This window comes from Pseudomonas sp. PS02288 (assembly GCF_029959715.1).
Taxonomy (GTDB): domain Bacteria; phylum Pseudomonadota; class Gammaproteobacteria; order Pseudomonadales; family Pseudomonadaceae; genus Pseudomonas_O; species Pseudomonas_O kuykendallii.
The window spans coordinates 13,444-31,802 of record NZ_JASCPA010000036.1 but is presented as its reverse complement, the minus strand read 5'-3'; the positions used below and the strand labels follow the sequence as shown (position 1 = coordinate 31,802).

Annotated in this window: 20 protein-coding genes; 10 read left to right on the top strand and 10 right to left on the bottom strand. The window is 66.9% G+C overall.

Annotated features, from left to right (window positions below):
* Positions 1-55: 55 nt before the first annotated feature.
* Positions 56-463 carry a PaaI family thioesterase gene (locus QMX85_RS14860; protein ID WP_282342115.1) on the bottom strand — a complete coding sequence of 136 codons (408 nt, stop codon included), beginning with the start codon at positions 461-463 and terminating at the stop codon, positions 56-58.
* 112 nt (positions 464-575) lie between these two features.
* On the opposite strand from QMX85_RS14860, the gene QMX85_RS14855 reads away from it, so the two are divergent.
* From QMX85_RS14855 to QMX85_RS14845, 3 genes are read left to right on the top strand one after another with little or no spacing between them, the layout of a single operon-like run.
* The gene (locus tag QMX85_RS14855) at positions 576-2,291 is read left to right on the top strand and encodes a proline--tRNA ligase (RefSeq protein WP_282342089.1); all 1,716 of its coding nucleotides are present in this window, start codon (positions 576-578) and stop codon (positions 2,289-2,291) included.
* Positions 2,292-2,305: 14 nt separating this feature from the next.
* Positions 2,306-3,259: a hypothetical protein gene (locus QMX85_RS14850; RefSeq protein WP_090228094.1), complete on the top strand. Its 954-nt coding sequence runs from the start codon at positions 2,306-2,308 to the stop codon at positions 3,257-3,259.
* A 4-nt stretch (positions 3,260-3,263) separates the two neighbouring features.
* Positions 3,264-3,851, top strand: a complete 588-nt coding sequence (locus QMX85_RS14845) for a lytic transglycosylase domain-containing protein (RefSeq protein WP_282342086.1) — start codon at positions 3,264-3,266, stop codon at positions 3,849-3,851.
* Positions 3,852-3,900: 49 nt separating this feature from the next.
* Here the strand turns inward: QMX85_RS14845 and QMX85_RS14840 are convergent, their stop codons facing one another.
* The gene (locus QMX85_RS14840) at positions 3,901-4,176 is read right to left on the bottom strand and encodes an acylphosphatase (RefSeq protein ID WP_282342085.1); all 276 of its coding nucleotides are present in this window, start codon (positions 4,174-4,176) and stop codon (positions 3,901-3,903) included.
* Position 4,177: 1 nt separating this feature from the next.
* Positions 4,178-4,645, bottom strand: coding sequence for a TlpA disulfide reductase family protein (locus QMX85_RS14835; protein ID WP_282342083.1), 468 nt, complete (start codon positions 4,643-4,645; stop codon positions 4,178-4,180).
* Between the two features lie 29 nt (positions 4,646-4,674).
* On the opposite strand from QMX85_RS14835, the gene QMX85_RS14830 reads away from it, so the two are divergent.
* The gene (locus QMX85_RS14830) at positions 4,675-6,075 is read left to right on the top strand and encodes a PilZ domain-containing protein (protein ID WP_282342081.1); all 1,401 of its coding nucleotides are present in this window, start codon (positions 4,675-4,677) and stop codon (positions 6,073-6,075) included.
* A gap of 9 nt (positions 6,076-6,084) precedes the next feature.
* Here QMX85_RS14830 and QMX85_RS14825 read toward each other — a convergent pair whose 3' ends face one another.
* On the bottom strand, positions 6,085-7,314 hold the full coding sequence (locus QMX85_RS14825; protein WP_282342079.1) for a virulence factor BrkB family protein: 1,230 nt from the start codon (positions 7,312-7,314) through the stop codon (positions 6,085-6,087).
* Positions 7,315-7,446: 132 nt separating this feature from the next.
* On the opposite strand from QMX85_RS14825, the gene arsC reads away from it, so the two are divergent.
* Genes arsC through QMX85_RS14810 form a run of 3 tightly spaced genes read left to right on the top strand, consistent with a single transcriptional unit; the run spans position 7,447 to position 8,808 of the window.
* Positions 7,447-7,800 carry an arsenate reductase (glutaredoxin) gene (arsC, locus tag QMX85_RS14820; RefSeq protein ID WP_282342078.1) on the top strand — a complete coding sequence of 118 codons (354 nt, stop codon included), beginning with the start codon at positions 7,447-7,449 and terminating at the stop codon, positions 7,798-7,800.
* Entirely contained in the window at positions 7,797-8,393 is a 597-nt protein-coding gene (gene wrbA, locus QMX85_RS14815; protein WP_273229417.1) for an NAD(P)H:quinone oxidoreductase, read from the top strand. Before arsC ends, wrbA begins: the two co-directional genes overlap by 4 nt.
* Position 8,394: 1 nt before the next feature.
* A complete protein-coding gene (locus tag QMX85_RS14810; RefSeq protein ID WP_090228115.1) occupies positions 8,395-8,808 on the top strand; it encodes a DUF2069 domain-containing protein in 414 nt (137 codons plus the stop codon).
* A gap of 130 nt (positions 8,809-8,938) precedes the next feature.
* On the opposite strand, the gene hda is transcribed toward QMX85_RS14810, so the two are convergent.
* From hda to QMX85_RS14795, 3 genes are read right to left on the bottom strand one after another with little or no spacing between them, the layout of a single operon-like run.
* Positions 8,939-9,643 (bottom strand): DnaA regulatory inactivator Hda, encoded by a 705-nt coding sequence (hda, locus tag QMX85_RS14805; RefSeq protein ID WP_282342077.1) that lies wholly within the window; start codon positions 9,641-9,643, stop codon positions 8,939-8,941.
* Positions 9,640-10,728, bottom strand: coding sequence for an AI-2E family transporter (locus tag QMX85_RS14800; RefSeq protein ID WP_282342076.1), 1,089 nt, complete (start codon positions 10,726-10,728; stop codon positions 9,640-9,642). The genes hda and QMX85_RS14800 overlap by 4 nt, the downstream gene beginning before the upstream one ends.
* A 60-nt stretch (positions 10,729-10,788) precedes the next feature.
* Entirely contained in the window at positions 10,789-11,838 is a 1,050-nt protein-coding gene (locus QMX85_RS14795; protein WP_282342075.1) for a DUF2066 domain-containing protein, read from the bottom strand.
* A 185-nt stretch (positions 11,839-12,023) separates the two neighbouring features.
* Here QMX85_RS14795 and purM point away from each other — a divergent pair, with 185 nt between their 5' ends.
* Genes purM through QMX85_RS14780 form a run of 3 tightly spaced genes read left to right on the top strand, consistent with a single transcriptional unit; the run spans position 12,024 to position 14,457 of the window.
* Complete coding sequence (gene purM / locus QMX85_RS14790) at positions 12,024-13,082, top strand: phosphoribosylformylglycinamidine cyclo-ligase (RefSeq protein WP_282342074.1); 1,059 nt, start codon at positions 12,024-12,026, stop codon at positions 13,080-13,082.
* Positions 13,082-13,732 (top strand): phosphoribosylglycinamide formyltransferase, encoded by a 651-nt coding sequence (gene purN / locus QMX85_RS14785; protein WP_282342073.1) that lies wholly within the window; start codon positions 13,082-13,084, stop codon positions 13,730-13,732. Before purM ends, purN begins: the two co-directional genes overlap by 1 nt.
* Before the next feature lie 8 nt (positions 13,733-13,740).
* Positions 13,741-14,457, top strand: a complete 717-nt coding sequence (locus QMX85_RS14780) for a DUF3108 domain-containing protein (RefSeq protein ID WP_282342072.1) — start codon at positions 13,741-13,743, stop codon at positions 14,455-14,457.
* Between the two features lie 94 nt (positions 14,458-14,551).
* Here QMX85_RS14780 and QMX85_RS14775 read toward each other — a convergent pair whose 3' ends face one another.
* From QMX85_RS14775 to relA, 3 genes are all read right to left on the bottom strand, one after another.
* Positions 14,552-15,091, bottom strand: coding sequence for a DUF2058 domain-containing protein (locus QMX85_RS14775; RefSeq protein WP_282342071.1), 540 nt, complete (start codon positions 15,089-15,091; stop codon positions 14,552-14,554).
* Positions 15,092-15,211: 120 nt separating this feature from the next.
* Positions 15,212-16,042, bottom strand: a complete 831-nt coding sequence (mazG, locus tag QMX85_RS14770; protein WP_282342070.1) for a nucleoside triphosphate pyrophosphohydrolase — start codon at positions 16,040-16,042, stop codon at positions 15,212-15,214.
* 31 nt (positions 16,043-16,073) lie between these two features.
* The gene (relA, locus tag QMX85_RS14765) at positions 16,074-18,320 is read right to left on the bottom strand and encodes a GTP diphosphokinase (protein ID WP_273229409.1); all 2,247 of its coding nucleotides are present in this window, start codon (positions 18,318-18,320) and stop codon (positions 16,074-16,076) included.
* Between the last annotated feature and the right edge of the window lie 39 nt (positions 18,321-18,359).

The following is an 18,359-nucleotide window of genomic DNA, read 5'->3' as shown; positions in this document are numbered from 1 at the left end:
TCCTGCCGGGCTTTTTCTATTCGGCCTTTGCCGGCAGGGCGGGCCACTATCCACCTCAACTCGGCAACGCGTAGGTTCCCGTCACATGTGCGACAAGGGTTTCACGCGCGCCGGCCGAGTACAGCAGCACCTCGCACACCGCTTGCCGTTTGCTCAGCAGCAGGATGGTCGCTTCGGCCAGCAGATCCGCCGGCGCCGGGCGGGCGAGAAAATTGATGTTCAGATTGGAGGTCACCGCCATCTCCACGCGCCCCAGACGACCGAGCACCACGGCGTACATCGCGGCATCGGCAAGAGCCATCACGGTCGGACCGGAAAGGGTGCCGCCGGGCCGCACCAGCTTCGGGTGAAAGGGCACCCGCGCCAACGCACAGTCGGTATCCAGCCGATCGACATGCAGATCGATCTCCTCGGCCATCGGCACGCCTTCGCGAATGAGCACCTGAACCTGTTCCGCTGTCAGCATCGCCCCGCTCTCCCCATCGCCTTTGCCCGGTGAATTCTGTACGCCACCCTGTCACCGCCGTACAATGCCGGGCCACTTCCCGACCCAGCAACCGACAGAACGGCCAAACATGCGTACCAGTCAGTACCTGCTCTCGACCCTCAAAGAAACGCCCTCCGACGCCGTCGTCATCAGCCATCAGTTGCTGCTGCGCGCGGGGATGATCCGCAAGTTGGCGTCCGGCCTCTACACCTGGCTGCCGATGGGGTTGCGTGCGCTGCGCAAGGCCGAGGCCATCGTCCGCGAGGAGATGAATGCCGCCGGCGCACTGGAAGTGCTGATGCCCGCCATTCAGCCGGCCGAGCTGTGGCAGGAGTCCGGCCGCTGGGAACAGTACGGCCCCGAGCTGCTGCGCCTGAAGGACCGTCACGATCGCGCATTCTGCGTCGGGCCGACCCATGAAGAAGTCATCACCGATCTGATGCGCAACGAGCTGAACAGCTACAAGCAGTTGCCGATCAACTTCTTCCAGATCCAGACCAAGTTCCGCGACGAGATCCGCCCGCGCTTCGGCCTGATGCGAGGGCGCGAATTCATCATGAAGGACGCCTACTCCTTCCACCTGTCCCAGGCTTCCCTGCAGGAAACCTATGACGTGATGTACGGCGCCTACAGCAAGGTGTTCACCCGCCTGGGCCTGAATTTCCGTCCGGTGCAGGCCGACAACGGCTCCATCGGCGGCAGCGGCTCCCACGAATTCCATGTGCTCGCCGATTCGGGCGAGGACGACATCGTCTTCAGCGACACCTCGGATTACGCGGCGAACATCGAGAAAGCCGAAGCGGTCCCGCGTGAAACCGCGCGCCCGGCGCCTGCCGAGGAATTGCGCCTGGTCGACACGCCGGAAACCAAGACCATCGCCGCCCTGGTGGACGGCTTCGGCCTGCCGATCGAGAAGACCATCAAGACGCTGGTCGTGCAGGGCGCCGAGGAAGGCACGCTGGTCGCGCTGATCGTCCGCGGCGACCACGAACTGAACGAGATCAAGGCGTCCAACCAGGCGCTGGTGGCCGCGCCGCTGGTGTTCGCCAGCGACGCCGAAATCCGCGCCGCCATTGGCGCCGGCCCGGGCTCGCTGGGGCCGCTGAACATGCCGCTGCCGTGCATCGTCGATCGCTCGGTCGCTTTGATGAGCGACTTCGCTGCTGGCGCGAACATCGAGGACAAGCACTACTTCGGGGTGAACTGGGAGCGCGACCTGCCGCTGCCGGAGGTCGCCGACCTGCGCAACGTCGTCGCCGGCGATCCGAGCCCGGACGGCCAGGGTACGCTGGTGATCAAGCGCGGTATCGAAGTCGGTCACATCTTCCAGCTCGGCACCAAGTACAGCGAGGCGATGGGCCTGAGCGTGCTCGGCGAGCAAGGCAAGCCGGTCACCCTGACCATGGGTTGCTACGGCATCGGCGTATCGCGCGTGGTGGCAGCCGCCATCGAGCAGAACCATGACGAGCGCGGCATCCTCTGGCCCGACGCCCTGGCGCCGTTCCAGATCGCACTGGTCCCGCTGAAGTACGAGACCGAGTCGGTCAAGGTCGCCACCGACCAGTTGTACGCCGAGCTGACCGCTGCCGGCTTCGAAGTGCTGCTCGACGACCGTGACAAGAAGACCAGTCCGGGCGTCAAATTTGCCGACATGGAGCTGATCGGCATTCCGCACCGCATCGTGGTGAGCGATCGCGGCCTCGGCGAAGGCGTTCTGGAATACAAGGGACGTCGCGAAACCGAGAGCCAGAACGTGGCGGTTACCGACATCCTGTCGTTCATCACCGACCGTATCCGCCGCTGACCACAGAGCCCTTCATGTTCAACGCAAGTTCATTGCGCCTCGCCGGCGCCGCCCTGGGCGGTGCGCTTTTTCTCGCAGGCTGCGCCAACCATCTGCCGCAGCGCAGCGAACACGAGGAAAGGGTCGAGCGAAAGCTGCTGAGCCATAGCCTGCAGATCGAGACCGGCGAACCCGCCGTCCTCGAGCTGCCGCAACGACGCGTACGCATTCTCGAGCAGAAAACCTTCGAGCTGACCGAGTTCGAAGTCACCCGTCGTTACGACCGCTACACGCCCTACCAGGCCTGGCGCGAACTCTACGAGGTGCCGCTGGGCGCGGTCGCGGTGGTCGCCGGCGTCGGCGCCAACGTGCTCAACGTGGTTCTACTCGGGCGCCTGCCGGACAGCGCCACCAAGGGCTGGATCAGCTACGGCTTCGCCGGCCTCAACCCGTTCATGAACGTGCAGTCCAACGGCCGCTCGCAGCAGAACCTGGCCGGCATCGACGAGCGCCAACTCGACAAGCGCATGGATTACTCCAGCCTGCCGTGGGCGGAGCGCCCGGTGCAGGTCAAGGCGGGCACGCACGACCTCGACCTGCTCACCGACCGCACCGGCGTGTTGCGCCTGAACCTGCTCGACGGCCCGTTCGCCGAGCAGGATTTGAGCGGTATCGCCACCCTGGGCATCAGCGTCGAGGACCCACAGGATGGAACCCGCGCCTCCGCCAGCCTGGGCATCAGCCGCTCCCTGCGGGGCAAGCTCAGCGAAGCCCACGCGCTGATCTTCGATGACCTCGAAGGCGACGACGTCGATCAGTGGGTGCATCGGGTCAAGCGTCTTTCCGAACTCGGCCTGGAAGAAGAAGCCAGCGAACTGGAGCAGAGCCTGATCGAGCTGACCCGCAATGATCCGGAGCTGCAGAAGGAATTCCTCCACGCGCTGCTCAAGGATGCCGGCCGACTGGCCGCCGATCCGGGCGAGGACTGAGCCCGTGGGCCCGGCGTCGTGGTGGCGCTGCGCCCTGCTCGCGCTGCTGGTGACGCCTGCGGCGCACTCGGCGCTGAGCCAGCTTCCCCAGGCCCCCGAACCGGAGTTGCGCGCACTGCTGCAACGCACCGTGGCCGAATCCGAGAGTTTTCAGGACCGTTTCGACGCCGAGGTCTGGCTGCTCGACATGTCGACGCGCCTGCAGCGCTACGTGCCGCGTGCCGACGATCGCCTGACGCTGCTGCGCCTGGTCCACCGGGAGGCCAGCAAGGCGGGCCTCAAGCCTGATCTGGTGCTGGCGCTGATCCACGCCGAAAGCCGCTTCGACCGCTTCGCCATCTCCTCGGTGGGCGCCCAGGGCATGATGCAGGTGATGCCCTTCTGGAAGGCCGAGCTGGGCCGCCCGCAGGACAACCTCACCGACAACGCCACCAACCTGCGCTACGGCTGCACCATCCTCAGCTACTACCTGAAAAAGGAAAACGGCGACCTGAGCCGGGCCCTGGCGCGCTACAACGGCAGCCTCGGCAAGAACGGGTATCCGGCGCGGGTGATCGGGATCTGGCAGGACATCTGGTACGTGAAGCCGTGAAAGGACGCGCCGGCAGGCCCCTCGCGGGACACGCACACGCGGACGGTCGTCAGCGGCGGATGACGAAACCGACCAACCCCTGCGGCGGACGCTCGTCCAGCGCCAGCGCATCGACACGCGCGCCGGCCGGCCCGTGTTTCAGCCAGTCGGCCAGTTGCTGCAGCGCTTCGTCCTGCCCCTCGAACAGCGTCTCCACACGCCCGTCCGGCAGATTGGCCACCCAACCAGCCAGCCCTAGGCATTGCGCCTGAGCCTGCGTGGCCTGGCGAAAACCGACGCCCTGTACCTTGCCGGCGATCAGCCCATGCAGGCAGCGACGGGCCATTTCAGGAATCCGACCGTAGCGTCGCGAGACGCGCGCGCAGGCCTTCCGCGGTCTGCTCGCCGAGCAGCCTTTCGCGCAGCTTGCCCTGCGGATCGACGATGAAGGTGGCCGGCAGCGCCTCACTGCGCGGCAGGGCGAAACGCTCGGCGGGGTCCTGGGCGAGCACCACGAAGCGAATGCCCATGTCGCTCGCCGCCTTGCTCAGCGCCTCGTCCTGCAGGCCATCGAAGTTCACCCCGATGACCTTGCCCCCCTCGGACGCGAGCTGTTCGGAAAGCTGGTTGAGCTGCGGAATCTCGGTGCGACAGGGCCCGCACCATTCGGCCCAGTAGTTGATGACCAACCACTGGCCTTCGAGACTGCCAGCCGTTACCTTCTGCCCATGCTGGTCGAGCCCCAGATTCTCGCCACAGCCACTGAGCAGCAGGCACGCCAGCAGCCCCATGACCCGTCGGAGTTGCGTTCCCATGCTTTCGATCCTCGTGCTCGCTGATTGATATGATCCTGGATGCCTTGCACCTGGGTGTGGCGGACATCGACGGTGAACCGATAGCGCCTCTGGCGGAGTTGAACGGGCGCTTGCTGGAGGCCCGCCAGCAAGCGCTGGAGATCGGTCTGCAGGAGACCCTGAGGCTACTGTTCCGCCTCAATCGCAGCGCCCTGACCTTACTTGAAAGGCAGCGTGCGCTGCAAAGCTTCAGCGACGAGTTCCGTCACTACGCCAAGGCCCTTTCCCCCCAGAGTCCGCTGCCGCCGCTGTTCCTGCGCCTGTGCGCGGAGCTGGCGGTGGGCTTCAAACGCCTGCTGTTGCAGATCATCCAGGGCCGCTCGCCGTCCCGTCCGCACCTCGCCTGGTGCCTGTACATGGCGCTGTATTTCACCGCGCAGTGCCTGCTGCGTCACTACCAGCTTTACCAGGAGCCCGCGCCGGAGCTGTGGCGCGACAGCCACCTGCTCTACTGGATCGGCGAGCAGCAGGCCTGCCTCGACGAGCCGGTAGCGGCCGCTTTCCAGCCGACTCCCGCGAGCACGCCGGGCGGGCTCTATCAGCAGGTTCTGCTGCTGGCGCTGAGCAACCCCTTCCACCTCGCCGAGGAAGAATGCCTGCTGCTGTTCAGTGCGCTGGCGCCGCTCGCCACGCTGCCGCAGATCATGCCGTGGGCGGCGGACGACGACGGCGGAGCTCCGCTCATCGACCTCACCCTCGCGCAGCCTTCGCTGGCGCCTGGCCAACCCGGCAATGGCAATCCCGCCTATCTGCGCCGACTCGAACTCGGCGCCCTGCTGATCGCGGTGAACGACCCCGCCCCGCTGCGCAGCGGCCCGGAGCATCACCTGCTGGAACGGGTCAAGCACCACTGGCTGGGTCGGGAGCAGCGCCGCCACCCGCGTACCGAACAGGCGGCCGACTGCAACCTCCTCATCGGCCTGCAGGCGATCCATGCCCATCTGCTGGAACAACGCCCCGTGCAATGCGCGGCGCGCCTGGTCGACAGCAGCGCGGGCGGCGCCCGGCTGCTCTGCCCGTCCGGACTCGGCAACCAGTTCCCGGTCGGCCAACTGGTGCTGCTGCTCGACGGCGCGCCGAACCTGGTGATGGTGCGCTGGCGTCACCTCAACGCCGAGGGTCTGCACCTCGGGCTGCATGCGATGCAGGGCCTGCCGCGCCCGGTATGGCTGCGCCGCACGCCCAGCGGGCAGACGCACCCCGGAGTGCTGCAGAGCACGGCTTCGGAGAATGGCTGGGAACATGGGCTGTGGCTGGCGCGCGATGCGTTTGCCGAGGGCGAGAAGCTCTGGCTGCAGCTGAGCGGCATGCACAGCCAGACCGAAATCCAGCTGTCACCGGCCAATCTCGGCAGCACCACGGTCAGCCGGCACCCGCTGAAACTGCGCTGAGCGACGGGCTCAACGGTCGCGAGGCGCGGCGGGCTGCAGCCAGCCGGCCAGGTCGTCGCCGAACAGCTCGACCTGCTCCTCGTGCAGTTTCGCCAGCGCGTCGCGCAGCGGCGCCAGCCAGTGCTCGCCCGCTTTGTCCGGCAGTTGCTCGACGCGCGGCAGCGGCCAGGGACTGTGGCGGATCAGCTGGTGCACCGGGTAGCGACTCAGGTCGCGGCACAGTACCCAGGCGCCGCCACTGGTACGGCAGACCAGTTGTTCGCGCTCGAGAAACTCGACCACCTCGACCCACTCGTCCTCCGGCATCGGCCAGCCGGCGCTGCGCATGTCCGCATGACGCACCGGGCGCCCGCTCTGCTGGCGCTGGTGAAACACCCGCAGCGCGCCGAACACCGCCAGCAGCCGGGGCACCTCGCGGTTGCGCCATTCGCGCGACGACGACAGGTTGCACACCAGCTCGGCGCCGAGCAGCACGATTATCCAGGACAGGTAGATCCACAGCAGGAACAGCGGCACCGTGGCGAACGCACCGTAGATCAGCTGGTAGCCGGGGAAGAAGCCGACGTAGAAGCTGAAGGCCTTCTTCGCTGCCTCGAACAGCACCGCGGCGAACACTCCGCCGACCAGGGAGTGACCCAGCGGTACGCGGGTGTTCGGCACCGCCGCGTAGAGCAGTGTGAAGGCCGCCACGCTGAGGAGCAGCGGCATGTACTTGAGCAGTGTGCCGGCGCCGATCAGCGGATGTGGCCCGCTGATCAGCGACAGCGAGGCGATGTAGGTGCTCAGCGCGAAGCCGGCGCCCAGCAGCAGCGGTCCGAGGCTGAGAATTGCCCAGTAGATGAGGAAGCTGGTGATCCCCCGGCGCGTCTGGTGGACCCGCCAGATCGTATTGAAGACCTTCTCGATGGTCAGCAGCATCAGCAGCGCGGTGACCAGCAGAAAGGCGATGCCGACCCAGGTCAGCTGGCGCGCCTGGACCGTGAACATCCGCAGGTATTCCTCGATGGCGCTACCCGTGGTGGGCACGAAGTTGCGGAAGATGAAGCTCTGGATCAGCTCGCCCATATTCTGAAACGCCGGCACCGCCGAGAGCATGGCGAAGGTCACCGTCATCATCGGCACCACCGCGAACAGCGTGGTGTAGGTCAGCGCCGCGGCGTTGTTCGGCCCCTGGTCGGCCAGAAAGCGGCGCAGCAGGAAACGCCAGAAGTCGACGGTATCGATGAAGCGCGTGCGCATCCCTTCTCCTCTGAACCGGCCAGTCGCCGGCGTGTATGGACCGCCGCGCTGCGAAGGTGACACCACGCAGGCTCCGGAGCGGCGCCGAGGCGGGTAGAATAGCCGCCACCTCACGCAAGATGCGATCCGCAAATGACCGATCTGATCCTCTATCACAATCCCCGCTGCTCGAAATCCCGCGGCGCACTGGAGTTGCTCGAAGCGCGCGGCCTGTCGCCGATCGTCGTGCGTTATCTGGACACACCGCTGAACGCCGCCGAGATAAGGGCGCTGCTGGCCAAGCTCGGCATCGGCGCGCGCCAATTGCTGCGCCGTGGCGAAGACGAATACGCCACCCTCGGCCTGGCCGACGAGCAACTCGACGAGGCCCACCTGATCGACGCGATGGCCAGCCATCCGAAGCTCATCGAGCGGCCGATCCTGGTGGTCGGCGACAAGGCGGTGATCGGCCGCCCGCCGGAGAAGGTTCTGGAGCTGCTGCCATGAGCGCGCCCTACGTACTGGTCCTCTACTACAGCCGCCATGGCGCCACCGCCGAAATGGCCCGGCTGATCGCCCGCGGCATCGAACAGGCCGGCATGGAGGCCCGCCTGCGCACGGTGCCGGCGGTCTCCAGCGAGTGCGAAGCGGTGGCCCCGGCGATTCCCGCCGACGGCGCGCTCTACGCCAGCCTTGACGACCTCAAGCACTGCGCCGGCCTGGTGCTCGGCAGCCCGACACGCTTCGGCAACATGGCCGCGCCGCTCAAATACTTCCTCGACGGCACCAGCGGCCTGTGGCTGACCGGCGAGCTGGTGGGCAAGCCGGCGGCGGTGTTCACCTCCACCGCCAGCCTGCACGGCGGCCAGGAAACCACCCTGCTGTCGATGATGCTGCCGCTGCTGCACCACGGCATGCTGATCTGCGGCCTGCCCTACAGCGAGGCGGCGCTGGTCGAGACCCGCGGCGGCGGCACGCCGTACGGCGCCAGCCATCACGCCGGCGTCGACGGCAAACGCCCGCTCGACGAGCACGAAGCGGCCCTCTGCCGCGCCCTCGGGGAGCGCCTGGCGCGCGTCGCCCAGCGCCTGGAGAACTGACATGGCCAAGACGCCAAAGCCGCTGCCGGCGCTGGAATGGCTGCAACCGCGGATGAAGCTGGTGCGCAGCCTCAGCCTGCTCAGCTTCGTCGCTCTGGCGGTGCTGATCGTCACCTGGAACCTGGCGTTCGCCGACCTGCACGGCGCGCGGGTCGGCGTGGTGTTGGCGATCCAGCTGGTGCCGCTGGCGCTGCTCGCGCCGGGCATGCTGATGGGCAGCCCGCGCGCGCATGCCTGGCTGTGCTTCGTGGTGAACCTGTATTTCATCCAGGGCGTACTCGCCGCCATCGACCCGGCGCGCGCACTGTACGGCTGGCTGGAAGCGGTGATCAGCGCCCTGCTGTTCTGCACCGCCCTGCTCTACACGCGCTGGTGCTTCCAGTACCAGCGCAAGCTCGCCGGCGAAGGGAACTGAGCAGCCTGCTCGATGGGTTACGGTGCGCTGGATGCCCTGCGCGCCAGTGAACCCGTGCGCTGCGCCTAACCCATCCTACGGCGGGGCTGGATGCTCTCGTAGATACAAGGGCGGGTTAGCGGCGAGCGCCCTACCAGCCCAGGGTTTCTTTGAGGAACGGAATGGTCAGCTTGCGCTGAGCCTGCAGCGAAGCCTGGTCGAGATGCTCGAGCAGTTCGAACAGCGCGCTCATGCTGCGCGCGCCGCGGGTGAGGATGAAGCGCCCGACTTCATCGTTGAGGTGCAGCCCGCGGCGCGAGGCGCGCAGTTGCAGGGCGCGCAGCTTGTCCTCGTCGGACAGCTGCTGCAGCTGGAACACCAGCGCCAGGCTCAGCCGTGATTGCAGGTCGGGCAAGCCGATCGCCAGCTCGCGCGGCGAGGCGCTGGCCGACAGCAGCAGCCGCCGGCCGGCGTCGCGCAACCGGTTGAACAGGTGGAACAGCGCCTCTTCCCAGTCGGCGCGTCCGGCCACCGCGTCCAGATCGTCGAGGCAGACCAGCTCGCACTGCTCCAGGTTGTCCAGCAGCGCCGGGCCGTGGTCGACCACCTCGCCGAGCGGCAGGTAGACCGCCAGTTCGCCGCGCTGCTCGAAGCGCAGACAGGCCGCTTGCAGCAAGTGGCTGCGGCCGACGCCTTCGGCGCCCCACAGGTAGATCAGGCTTTCCGTCCAGCCGGCGTCCGCCTCGCACAGGCACTCGACGTAGCCCAGCGCGGCCGCGTTGGCGCCGGGGTAGTAGTTGGCGAAGGTGGCGTCGTCACGCAGACGAACGCCGAGGGGGAGCTGCAGGGGTGTCATGCCGGACCGGGAGGTTCATGGGAGTTGGAAGGCTCCCGATAGAGGTCTGAAAGTTTATATAAAACATGCACATGCCGCAGCAGAACCATGACCACCGCAGCCACCGGCAAGGCCAGCAGCACACCGGTGAAGCCGAACAGCTGGCCGCCGGCGAGGATAGCGAAAATCACCGCCACCGGGTGCAGGCCGATGCGGTCGCCGACCAGCAGCGGCGTCAGCAGCATGCCCTCGAGCAACTGGCCGACGGTGAACACCGCTGCGACCCCGATCAGCGGATACAGATCGCCGCCGTACTGGAACAGCGCCGCGATCACCGCCGCGCCGAAACCGACGACAAAGCCCATGTACGGAACGATGCTGGCGAGACCGGCGAGGAGGCCGATCAGTAGGCCGAGGTCGAGGCCGATGATCATCAGCCCGGCGGCGTAGATCACCCCGAGCGCCAGCATCACCAGCATCTGCCCGCGCAGGAAGGCGCCGAGAACCTCATGGCACTCGCCGACCAGTTGCACGGTGGTTTCCTCGTTACGGCGCGGCAGCAGCACGCGCAGGCGGGCGACCATCAGGTCCCAGTCGCGCAGCAGGTAGAAGCTCACCACCGGGATCAACAGCAGATTGCCCAGCCAGGCGAGCAGCGCCAGGCTCGAGGTGGTCGCGCTGGCGAGGACGATGCCGACGATGTCGGTGGTCTGCCCCAGGTGCTCGGAGAACACCGCCTTGATCCGGTCGAAACGCCAGAATTCCTCGGCCAGGCCAAGCTTGGCCTGCAGCCAGGGCAGCGCGCTGACCTGCAGCCAGTCCAGCGCCCGTGGCGCCAGCTGATAAAGGTGCATCAACTGCTTGCCGAGCATCGGCAGGACGATCAGCAGCGCCGCCAGCAGGATCAGGCTGAACAGGGCGAACACCACGACCACGGCAAGCGTGCGCGAAAGCTTCCAGCGCTCCAGGCGATCGACCAGCGGATCGCCGAGGTAGGCCAGCAGCACGCCGATCAGGAACGGCGAGAGGATAGGAGTGAGCAGATAGATCAGCCAGCCGGCCAGCAGCAGGCCGATCAGCCACAGCCAGCGATTAGAAGGGGTCATGCCCGGTTCCTTGAACGGAGAAGTCAGCGGCCGCGTTGGCGGCCGCGCAGTGTACGCCGGCTACCAGCCGAAACGCAGCACGGGGTCCCGGGGTACCGCCGGTGCTGCCGGGCTCGCGGCCGGATCGGTCTCCACGCCTTCCGCCGGCGCGCTGGCTGCGGGCGCTTCGGCGGCCAGCTCATGCAGGCCACCCAGCGCGAGCTGCGCGCGCAGTTGCTCTGGGCTAGCATTCAACTGGTAATTGAGCTGATTGCCCGAGACGCTCTGCAGATGCGCCGCGAAGGGTTCGAGCAGGCGATCAAGTTCGGCGTAGCGCGCCAGGTCGGCGCCTTCTATCTGCACCGACAGCCCGCGCGCGGCGCCCGGTTTGGCGACGAAGCGCGGTGCCAGGCGCTGGTTCACCGCCCACAGCACCGCCTCGGCCAGGCTGGCGGCGTCGGCGCCCTCGGCGTTGCCCTGCTCGCGGGAGTCGCCGAGCCACAGCTTCCACTGCGCCGTCCACTTGCCCTCTTCCTCGTGGGCATCCACCGCCAGCAGCGCATCCGCGCCATAACGCGTGGATATCTCGCGCAGCGCATCCGGCGACGACGCCTTGAGGGTGTCGGCGGTCGCCACCAGTTGCTCCGGAAGATCGGCCAGCGGCAGGCGCAGCGGCAGACCGGCGCGCTGGGCGGCGGCACGCAGCGGCGCGGCGCTGCTTTGGCCATCGCCGACCAGACTGGCGGCGTCGACGGACTCGTTCAGCCACCAGGCGAGAATCGACGGCCGGTTGGCGCCCCACAGGGAGATCCCGGCGCGGCTCAGGGCGCGCTCGCTGGACAACGGATCGAAGTCGACCTTCAGTGCCTCGTCGTCGTAACCGTATTGGATGATCAGTTGCTGCGGGTCCTTGCGCAGCTCGGCCAGGCCCGGATTGCGCAGCGCCGCCGGGTCGCCGGAAAGACGCAGCACCAGGGTATCCAGCGCCCGTTGCAGGGCCTGTTCGCGGTCCGCCGGCTGCTGGCTGGCGACCGGCTCGCGCACCTCGTAGAGCCCGGCGACCGGTTCGGCGAAGCTCGGCAGGCACGGCAGCGCGAGGCTGAGAAGAAGCAGACGGGCGATCGGACGCATGGATAACTCTCTGGACAGGGGCGGCATGGCAGCCACCCGGAGCGCTATACCTTAAACAGCCCTCCGCCACCCGGCAACCGGGCGGGCAGGATGGCCGCTGCCCGGCAAGCCTGATAAAATCGCGCGCCTCGCAGACCGGCCCCGCGCGGCACCGGTCCCACCCCGAAACCCCAAGGGCCCGATTTATGAGCAAGCAACCCTCCATCAGCTACAAGGACGCCGGTGTCGACATCGACGCCGGAGAAGCGCTCGTCGAACGCATCAAGGGTGTGGCCAAGCGCACCGCACGTCCGGAAGTGATGGGCGGCCTGGGTGGCTTCGGCGCCCTCTGCGAAATCCCAGCCGGCTACAAACAGCCCGTGCTGGTCTCCGGTACCGACGGCGTCGGCACCAAGCTGCGCCTGGCGCTGAACCTCAACCAGCACGACAGCATCGGCCAGGACCTGGTCGCCATGTGCGTCAACGACCTGGTGGTCTGCGGTGCCGAGCCGCTGTTCTTCCTCGACTATTACGCCACCGGCAAGCTCAACGTCGACGTGGCTGCCACCGTGGTCACCGGCATCGGCGCCGGTTGCGAGCTGGCGGGCTGCTCCCTGGTCGGCGGCGAGACCGCCGAGATGCCGGGCATGTACGAAGGCGAGGACTACGACCTGGCCGGCTTCTGCGTCGGCGTGGTGGAAAAGGCCGAGATTATCGACGGCTCGAAGGTCGCCAGTGGCGACGCGCTGATCGCCCTGCCCTCGTCCGGCCCGCATTCCAACGGTTACTCGCTGATCCGCAAGATCATCGAAGTCGCCGGCGCCGACATCGAACGCATCCAGCTCGACGGCAAACCGCTGAAAGACCTGCTGATGGCGCCGACGCGCATCTACGTCAAACCGCTGCTCAAGCTGATCAAGGACACCGGCGCGGTGAAGGCCATGGCCCACATCACCGGCGGCGGTCTGCTCGACAACATCCCGCGTGTGCTGCCGCAAGGCGCCCAGGCGGTGGTCGACGTGGCCAGCTGGACGCGCCCAGCGGTGTTCGACTGGCTGCAGGAGCAGGGCAACGTCGATGAGCACGAGATGCATCGCGTGCTCAACTGCGGCGTCGGCATGGTCATCTGCGTCGCCCAGGAACACGTCGAAGCCACGCTGAGCAATCTAACCGCCAGCGGCGAGCAGCCCTGGGTGATCGGCCAGATCGGCACTGCCGCCGAAGGCGCCGCGCAAGTCGTGCTGAACAATCTGAAAGCCCATTGATGGGCGAATCCTGCAATGTGGTGGTGCTGATCTCCGGCAGCGGCAGCAATCTGCAGGCGCTGATCGACGATCTCCACGGCGCGGGTAGCCCGGCCCGCATCCGCGCGGTGATCAGCAACCGCGCCGACGCCGCGGGCCTGTCCCGCGCGCGGGCGGCCGGCATCGACACCCGCGTACTCGATCACACGCGCTATGCAGGTCGCGAGGCCTTCGACGCCGCGCTGATGGCTGAGATAGACGCTTTCGAGCCGCAGCTGGTGGTCCTCGCCGGCTTCATGCGCATCCTCAGCGGAGGCTTCGTGCGTCACTACCAGGGCCGCCTGCTGAACATCCATCCTTCGCTGCTGCCCCGGCACAAGGGCCTCGACACCCACCGCCGGGCGCTCGAAGCCGGGGACGCCGAGCACGGCTGCAGCGTGCACTTCGTCACCGAAGAACTCGACGGCGGTCCTCTGGTCGTACAGGCAGTGCTGCCGGTCGAAGCGGACGACACGCCAGAGCGTCTGGCGACGCGTGTTCACCACCGGGAACATCTGATCTACCCAATCGCCGTGCGCTGGTTTGCCGAGGGTCGCTTGCGCCTCGGCACCGATGGCGCAATGCTTGACGGCGCAAAACTGCCGGCCACCGGCCATCTGATTCGAACCTAGGAGCCTTTATGCGTCGCGTCCTGCTGTTCGTCCTCGCCCTGCTCGCCTTGCAGGTACAGGCCTACGAGCTGAAGCCGTTCTCCGCCAGCTATACCGCCGACTGGAAACAGCTGCCCATGAGCGGCACCGCCGAGCGCAGCCTCAAGGCCGACGGCGACAACCGCTGGCTGCTCAACTTCAAGGCCTCGATGCTGGTTGCCAGCCTTACCGAGGAAAGCACCTTCCGCCAGGACGCGGACCTCTTCGTGCCGCTGACCTACCGCTTCGACCGCAGCGGCCTGGGCAAGGGCAAGACCGTCGAGCAGGATTTCGACTGGAACGAAAAGCAGATCATCGGCAACGACCGCGGCAACCAGCTGCGCGTGCCGCTGAACCGCGGGATGCTCGACAAGTCGACCTACCAGCTGGCGCTGCAGTACGACGTGGCCGCCGGCAAGAAGAGCATGAGCTACCAGGTGGTCGACGGCGACGAAGTGGAGACCTACGACTTCCGCGTGCTGGGCGAGGAAGTGGTGCGCACCCGCGCCGGTCTGCTGGATGCGATCAAGGTGGAGCGCGTGCGCGACCCCACCCAGAGCAACCGCAAGACCGTGCTCTGGTTCGCCAAGGACTGGGATTACCTGCTGGTCAGCCTGCAGCAGGTGGAAAAGGACGGTAAGGAATACCAGATCATGCTCGCCGAGGGTAACGTCGACGGCCGCAAGGTCGAAGGCCGCCGCGACTGATTCGCCTCCCTCGCTCCTCCGTCCGGGGGAGCGATTCGTCTCACCCTCTCTCTCTCTACAAGACACAGGCGCGGCCCCTAGGCCGCGACCTGCCTCACCACATCAGGTCGTCGGGAATCTGGTAAGCGGCGTAGGGGTCGTCGGCGTCCGGCGCTTCGGTCTGCACGTTGAGCTGCACGATGCGCTGCGGGTCGCGTTCCTGGATCTTCAGCGCCGCCTCCCGCGGAATCACCTCGTAGCCGCCGCCATGCCGGACGATGGCCAGCGACCCGCGGCTGAGCTTGTCGCGCATCAGGTTGTTCACCGAAAGGCGCTTGACCTTCTTATCGTCGACGAAGTTGTAGTAATCCTCGGTGGTCAGCTTGGGCAGCCGCGAGGACTCGATCAGTTGCTTGATCTGCGCCGCGCGGGCCTTCTGCTCGGCCTTTTCCTGCTGCTGGCGGTTCAGCTCCTGGTCGCGGGCGAGCTTCTCGGCCTGCGCCTGCAGGGCGGCCTGGCGCTGCGAGTCGTCCTTTTCCACCTGATTCTTCTTCTCCAGGCGGACCTGCTTCTGCTTCTGTTTGCCGGCCTGCTTGGCCTGCTTCTCGTTGACCAGTCCGGCTTTGAGCAACTGATCGCGTAGGGAAAGACTCATGTTTCGGCTCGTCGTGAATTGAGTTGGACCTGGGGTGGCACGCGCTTCATCGCTCCGCCCGGGATTGTGGTGGATGTGAAAAGCGACATCCACCGGCTTTCTGTTCGCCGCGCGGGGGGCTCAAAGGGCCGCTGCGGCTTTCTCCTGCTTCTTCGCCTCACCCCAGAGCGCATCCAGTTCGTCGAGGCTGCACGCCTCAATGGGGCGGCCGCGTTCGCGCAAGCGTTGTTCGATGAAGCGGAAACGCCGCTCGAACTTGGCGTTGGCGCCGCGCAGCGCGGCTTCAGGGTCGACCTTGAGATGCCGCGCCAGGTTGACCGCGACGAACAGCAGATCGCCGACTTCCTCGGCGATCGCCCGTGGGTCATTCTCGCTCATCGCCTCGAGCACTTCGTCGAGTTCCTCGCGGACCTTGTCGACGACCGGCAGCGCATCCGGCCAGTCGAAGCCGACGTGGGCCGCGCGCTTCTGCAGCTTGGCCGCGCGCGAAAGCGCCGGCAGCGCGCCCGGCACGTCATCGAGCAGCGACAGTTGCTGCGGCGCGGCAGCGGCCTCGGCGCGCTCCTCGGCCTTGATCTCTTCCCAGCGCTGACGGATCGCCGCCTCTTCCAGGCGCGCCATGTCCGGCGCGCCATACAGGTCGCCGTCGGGAAACACGTGCGGGTGGCGGCGCACCAGCTTGCGCACGATGCCGTCGACCACCGTGGCGAACTCGAAGCGCCCTTCTTCGCGCGCCAGCTGGCTGTAGTAGACGACCTGGAACAGCAGGTCCCCCAGCTCGCCGGGCAGGTGGGCGAAATCGCCGCGCTCGATGGCGTCGGCGACCTCGTAGGCCTCTTCGATCGTGTGCGGGACGATGCTCGCGTAATCCTGCTTGAGGTCCCACGGGCAGCCGTGTTGCGGGTCGCGCAGGCGCGCCATCAGATGCAGAAGGTCGTCGAGTCGGTACATCGGAATGTCCTGGTAACGCGGAGGCCGTCCGTCAACCGCCGACGCGGTGACGGCGGGCTTCGATGATGTTGGGCAACTGCGAGAGGCGCCCGAGCAGACGGCCGAGGGCGTCCAGACCGGGAATCTCGATGGTCAGCGACATCGATGCGGTGTTGTCTTCCTTGTTCGAGCGGGTGTTCACCGCCAGCACGTTGATGCGCTCGTTGAGCAGCATCTGGGAGACGTCGCGTAGCAGGCCGGAACGGTCGTAGGCGCGAATGACGATGTCCACCGGATAGGTCATCACCGGCACAGGGCCCCAGCTGACCTGGATGATCCGCTCGGGTTCGCGGCTTTCCAGTTGCAGCACCGAGGCGCAATCCTGGCGGTGGATGCTGACGCCGCGGCCCTGGGTGATGTAGCCGACGATGGGATCGCCCGGCAGCGGCTGGCAGCAGCCGGCCATTTGCGTCAACAGGTTGCCGACGCCCTGGATCTGGATGTCGCCGCGCCGACCCGGCTTGTTGCCGCCATGCTTGCGCGGGATCAGCTCCAGTTGCTCGGAGCCGCGCTCCGGCTCGACCAGTTGCTGGGCATGGTTGATCAGTTGCGCCAGGCGCAGGTCGCCGGCGCCGAGGGCGGCGAACATGTCCTCGGCGGTCTTCATGTTGGCCTTCTCGGCCAGCCGCTCGTAATCCACCTGCAACAGCGCCAGGCGGTTCAGCTCGCGCTCCAGCAGGCCCTTGCCGGCGGCGACGTTCTGGTCGCGGGCCTGCAGCTTGAACCAGTGGACGATCTTCGCCCGCGCCCGCGAGGTGGTGATGTAGCCGAGGTTGGAGTTCAGCCAGTCACGACTCGGCGAGCCCTGCTTGCTGGTGATGATCTCCACCTGCTCGCCGGTCTGCAGGCTGTAGTTGAGCGGCACGATGCGCCCGTTGATCTTTGCGCCCCGGCAGTTGTGGCCGATCTCGGTGTGCACGCGGTAGGCGAAATCCAGCGGCGTGGCGCCCTTCGGCAGGTCGATGGCGTGGCCGTCGGGGGTGAACACGTAGACCCGGTCCGGCTCGATGTCGACGCGCAGCTGTTCGGCCAGCCCACCGATGTCGCCGAGTTCCTCGTGCCATTCCAGCACCTGGCGCAACCAGGAGATCTTCTCCTCGTAATGGCTGGAAGTGGCCTTGAGGTCGGTGCCCTTGTAACGCCAGTGCGCGCATACGCCCAGCTCGGCCTCCTCGTGCATGGCGTGGGTGCGGATCTGCACTTCCAGCACCTTTCCATCCGGGCCGATTACCGCGGTGTGCAGCGAGCGGTAGCCGTTCTCCTTGGGGTTGGCGATGTAGTCGTCGAATTCCTTGGGGATGTGCCGCCAGAGGGTGTGCACGATGCCGAGCGCGGTGTAGCAGTCGCGGATTTCCGGGACCAGCACGCGCACCGCGCGGACGTCGTAGATCTGGCTGAATTGCAGGCCCTTGCGCTGCATCTTCCGCCAGATCGAATAGATGTGCTTGGCGCGCCCGCTGATGTCGGACTTGATCCCGGTGGCGGCCAGCTCGGCACGCAACTGGTCCATCACCGTGGTGATGTACTGCTCGCGGTCCAGGCGCCGCTCGTGCAGCAGCTTGGCGATCTGCTTGTACTGCTCGGGCTCGAGGTAGCGGAACGACAGGTCCTCCAGCTCCCACTTGATATGGCCGATGCCCAGGCGGTGCGCCAGCGGCGCGTAGATGTCGAAGACCTCGCGGGCAACGCGGTGGCGCTTCTCGTCGTCGGCATTCTTCACGGTACGGATGGCGCAGGTGCGCTCGGCGAGCTTGATCAGCGCGACGCGCACGTCGTCGACCATCGCCACCAGCATCTTGCGCAGGTTCTCCACCTGCGCCTGGGTGCCGAGCACCAGCGACTGGCGCGGGTTGAGGCTGGCGCTGATCGCCGCCATGCGCAGCACGCCTTCGATCAGCTTGGCGACCACAGGGCCGAAGCGCTGGTTGACGTCGGGAAGCTGGATCTGCCCCTCGCGCACGCCGCGATAGAGCACTGCGGCGATCAGCGAGTCCTGGTCGAGCTTGAGGTCGGCGAGGATTTCGGCGATTTCCAGGCCGGTCTGGAAGCTCGACGTGCCTTCGACCCAGAGGTTCTGCGCGGCATTCGCCTGCTGCTCGACCTGGCGGGCGAACTCGCAGGCCTCGCGCATGGCGTCGCGATCCAGCGCCGGGTCGAGACCGATGACGTGGTCCAGCCACGCCTCCAGATTGATGCTGCCGTCGGTATTGATCGGCTGATGCGCTCTGACCTGTACCATTTCGCCTATCCCCACGACGTGCCGAACACGTCGAAAACG

What these genes read in the sequence shown, in the direction of transcription:
- hda (WP_282342077.1), bottom strand. Translation starts at nt 9,643, where the DNA reads ATGACACCCCTGCAGCTCCCCCTCGGCGTTCGTCTGCGTGACGACGCC.
- purN (WP_282342073.1), top strand. Translation starts at nt 13,082, where the DNA reads ATGGGCGAATCCTGCAATGTGGTGGTGCTGATCTCCGGCAGCGGCAGC.
- purM (WP_282342074.1), top strand. Translation starts at nt 12,024, where the DNA reads ATGAGCAAGCAACCCTCCATCAGCTACAAGGACGCCGGTGTCGACATC.
- QMX85_RS14830 (WP_282342081.1), top strand. Translation starts at nt 4,675, where the DNA reads ATGATCCTGGATGCCTTGCACCTGGGTGTGGCGGACATCGACGGTGAA.
- QMX85_RS14855 (WP_282342089.1), top strand. Translation starts at nt 576, where the DNA reads ATGCGTACCAGTCAGTACCTGCTCTCGACCCTCAAAGAAACGCCCTCC.
- QMX85_RS14775 (WP_282342071.1), bottom strand. Translation starts at nt 15,091, where the DNA reads ATGAGTCTTTCCCTACGCGATCAGTTGCTCAAAGCCGGACTGGTCAAC.
- QMX85_RS14850 (WP_090228094.1), top strand. Translation starts at nt 2,306, where the DNA reads ATGTTCAACGCAAGTTCATTGCGCCTCGCCGGCGCCGCCCTGGGCGGT.
- wrbA (WP_273229417.1), top strand. Translation starts at nt 7,797, where the DNA reads ATGAGCGCGCCCTACGTACTGGTCCTCTACTACAGCCGCCATGGCGCC.
- QMX85_RS14825 (WP_282342079.1), bottom strand. Translation starts at nt 7,314, where the DNA reads ATGCGCACGCGCTTCATCGATACCGTCGACTTCTGGCGTTTCCTGCTG.
- QMX85_RS14840 (WP_282342085.1), bottom strand. Translation starts at nt 4,176, where the DNA reads ATGGCCCGTCGCTGCCTGCATGGGCTGATCGCCGGCAAGGTACAGGGC.
- QMX85_RS14780 (WP_282342072.1), top strand. Translation starts at nt 13,741, where the DNA reads ATGCGTCGCGTCCTGCTGTTCGTCCTCGCCCTGCTCGCCTTGCAGGTA.
- relA (WP_273229409.1), bottom strand. Translation starts at nt 18,320, where the DNA reads ATGGTACAGGTCAGAGCGCATCAGCCGATCAATACCGACGGCAGCATC.
- mazG (WP_282342070.1), bottom strand. Translation starts at nt 16,042, where the DNA reads ATGTACCGACTCGACGACCTTCTGCATCTGATGGCGCGCCTGCGCGAC.
- QMX85_RS14800 (WP_282342076.1), bottom strand. Translation starts at nt 10,728, where the DNA reads ATGACCCCTTCTAATCGCTGGCTGTGGCTGATCGGCCTGCTGCTGGCC.
- QMX85_RS14810 (WP_090228115.1), top strand. Translation starts at nt 8,395, where the DNA reads ATGGCCAAGACGCCAAAGCCGCTGCCGGCGCTGGAATGGCTGCAACCG.
- QMX85_RS14795 (WP_282342075.1), bottom strand. Translation starts at nt 11,838, where the DNA reads ATGCGTCCGATCGCCCGTCTGCTTCTTCTCAGCCTCGCGCTGCCGTGC.
- QMX85_RS14835 (WP_282342083.1), bottom strand. Translation starts at nt 4,645, where the DNA reads ATGGGAACGCAACTCCGACGGGTCATGGGGCTGCTGGCGTGCCTGCTG.
- arsC (WP_282342078.1), top strand. Translation starts at nt 7,447, where the DNA reads ATGACCGATCTGATCCTCTATCACAATCCCCGCTGCTCGAAATCCCGC.